This window comes from Brevundimonas sp. (assembly GCF_050729455.1).
In the GTDB taxonomy this organism is placed as follows: domain Bacteria; phylum Pseudomonadota; class Alphaproteobacteria; order Caulobacterales; family Caulobacteraceae; genus Brevundimonas.
In genome coordinates this window covers 1-1769 of sequence record NZ_JBOHLI010000114.1, presented here as the reverse complement: position 1 = coordinate 1769, position 1769 = coordinate 1, and the positions used below count along the sequence as shown (strand labels likewise).

The following is a 1769-nucleotide window of genomic DNA, read 5'->3' as shown; positions in this document are numbered from 1 at the left end:
GTTGCAGGCTGGCCGACTTGCCGATCGTGCCGAACACCGCCCCGCCGCTGTCCAGATTGACGTCGCGGGGCGCGCGGATCACCACCTGCGGCATATTCGCATAGGCGATCGCACCGATGCCGGCGACGTTGACCGAGGCGCGGCCCCCCTCGCCTTCGCAGCTGCGGATCTTGCGGTTAAGGCCGCCATCGACGACGACCCTGCCGCCCGCGGTTCGGACCTGCAGCGGCAGCTTAGGATGGCTCGACAGAACCTCGACCTTGATGTCGCTGCGCGCTTCCGGGATCACCGTGACGCGAACGACGGCGTCCTTGATCTCGACGGACTGCGCGTGCGCCGCGCTCGCCGCCAACGCCGCCCCGAGCCCGAGAATGATCATCGGAAGACGCATGTCTTTCTCCGTCTAGCTGAACAACCTTGATGCGAACGGTAGGCCCGGGCGCCGCACGGGTCAGCTTAATTCCGGGTCATGACTTTGGCGTCATGCGGCCCCCATCCCGCCAACGAAAAGGCCGCCGAGGTTGCCCTCGGCGGCCTGATCTTCAGGTCTGTCGACCGTGGTCTAGATCGCTTACTCGACGATCTTGGCCACGACGCCGGCTCCAACCGTACGGCCGCCTTCGCGGATCGCGAAGCGCAGGCCCTGGTCCATGGCGATCGGGGTGATCAGCTCGACGTCCAGCTCGGCGTTGTCGCCCGGCATGATCATCTCAACGCCTTCGCGCAGACGGATGATGCCGGTCACGTCCGTCGTGCGGAAGTAGAACTGCGGGCGGTAGTTGGTGAAGAACGGGGTGTGACGGCCGCCTTCTTCCTTGGTCAGGATGTAGGCCTCGGCCACGAACTTCGTGTGCGGGGTGATCGAACCCGGCTTGCACAGCACCTGGCCGCGCTCGACGTCTTCACGCTTGGTGCCGCGCAGCAGCACGCCCACGTTGTCGCCGGCTTGACCTTGGTCCAGCAGCTTGCGGAACATTTCGACGCCGGTGCAGGTCGTCTTCTGGACCGGACGGATGCCGACGATCTCGACTTCCTCGCCGACCTTCACGATGCCCTTTTCGATCCGGCCGGTCACCACGGTGCCGCGGCCCGAGATCGAGAACACGTCTTCCACCGGCATCAGGAACGGCAGGTCCACCGGACGCTCCGGCTGCGGGATGTAGGCGTCGACCTGGGTCATCAGCTCGAGGATGCGGTCCGCGCCGATTTCCGGGTTGCGGTCTTCCACCGCCGCCAGGGCCGAACCCTTGACGATCGGAATGTCGTCGCCCGGGAACTGGTACGACGAAAGCAGCTCGCGCACTTCCATCTCGACCAGGTCCAGCAGCTCGGCGTCGTCGACCATGTCGACCTTGTTCATGAACACCACCAGCGCCGGCACGCCGACCTGACGGGCCAGCAGGATGTGCTCGCGGGTCTGCGGCATCGGGCCGTCGGCGGCCGACACCACCAGGATCGCGCCGTCCATCTGCGCCGCGCCGGTGATCATGTTCTTCACGTAGTCGGCGTGGCCGGGGCAGTCGACGTGCGCGTAGTGACGGCCAGCCGTCTCGTATTCCACGTGCGCGGTGTTGATGGTGATGCCGCGGGCCTTCTCTTCCGGAGCCGCATCGATGTCGGCGTAGTTCATCGCCTTCGCGCCGCCGGTCTTCGCCAGCGTCAGGGTGATCGCAGCCGTCAGCGTCGTCTTGCCATGGTCAACGTGACCAATCGTGCCGATGTTGCAGTGCGGCTTATTGCGTTCGAACTTTTCTTTAGCCATTTCAAGC

General features: G+C 65.3%; 1 protein-coding gene and 1 pseudogene. Both read right to left on the bottom strand.

Annotated features, from left to right (window positions below):
- Nucleotides 1-391: pseudogene (locus ACREEF_RS15770) on the bottom strand (GIN domain-containing protein); the annotation flags it as partial.
- A 180-nt stretch (nucleotides 392-571) separates the two neighbouring features.
- Nucleotides 572-1762 (bottom strand): elongation factor Tu, encoded by a 1191-nt coding sequence (tuf, locus tag ACREEF_RS15765; protein WP_431566512.1) that lies wholly within the window; start codon nucleotides 1760-1762, stop codon nucleotides 572-574.
- Nucleotides 1763-1769 lie beyond the last annotated feature (7 nt).

What these genes read in the sequence shown, in the direction of transcription:
- tuf (WP_431566512.1), bottom strand. Translation starts at nt 1,762, where the DNA reads ATGGCTAAAGAAAAGTTCGAACGCAATAAGCCGCACTGCAACATCGGC.